This window comes from Alcanivorax sp. HI0044 (assembly GCF_001634945.1).
On record NZ_LWEZ01000320.1, the window covers coordinates 1 to 872 of the forward strand.

1 protein-coding gene is annotated in these 872 nt (G+C 57.8%); it reads left to right on the plus strand.

The genetic code is table 11. From position 1 onward, the window contains the following. Positions 1–296: 296 nt before the first annotated feature. Positions 297–872 (plus strand): hypothetical protein (locus tag A3730_RS03855; protein ID WP_156500874.1); only part of this gene is annotated, 576 nt, incomplete at its 3' end.

The window sequence follows — 872 nt, forward strand, 5'->3', positions numbered from 1 at the left end:
TGGCCCGTCTCCTGAACTCAAGATACCTGCTGCATTGTGCATTGCCCTCGGGGTAATTGTCTTTGTTCTGGATCGGTATCAGTGGACGCGGCCGGCGGCGATCATGGCCGTTATTTTTCAGCTTGCCGGGGTTGTCGCCGCGCTGGGATATATCTGCCTGGCGTGGCTCCTCGGTTAGCGCATCGCGCATGGTGGCCATGGGCTTCCCGTCTGTAGCGTGACACTTTCCCCAAAACCGTCCACCATCCGGTGAAGGAATGATGGAATCTACGATAAGTAGCATAGGGAAGCGGTGAATGGGGCATTTGTTTCTATCAGTCAAACTGGCCTTGCTGGTATTCGGTGTGGGAATTCTTACCGGCTGTGTGGGGACGCCAGTGGCTGATGTGGATGCCGTGCGCGTACAGGTTGACTGGAAAACCGACAAGGCGCTGCAACAGTTCTCTGCCGAGATGCCGGAGCTGCAACAAAAACTGGATGCTGCCCCGGGTTACATTGTCGGCACCACCGATGTTTTGCTTCTGGGTCCCCTGGGGGGTGGCACGTCGGTGGCGGTATTACACGACCAGCGCGATGACACCCATACCTACCTGGATATTCATTCCGTTCGCATGGGGCTGGGGATTGGTGCGCGGGCGGAGCGCTTTGTGGCGGTGATTAGCGACCCGGCTGTGATCGACCAGATCACACGGGGCAAGTGGCTGTTACGCTCCAATGCAAGTTCCAATGTGGGCAACAGTGATGAGCAGCTTGGCTCCGCCAATGCGGGCATTGAGCTGTTTGTTTCCAGTGAAACCGGGGTGTCGGCGGGCGCCAGCATGGATATCAGCCAGGTACGGGTGAATCACCGCCTCACTGATACCGGCCTGTCC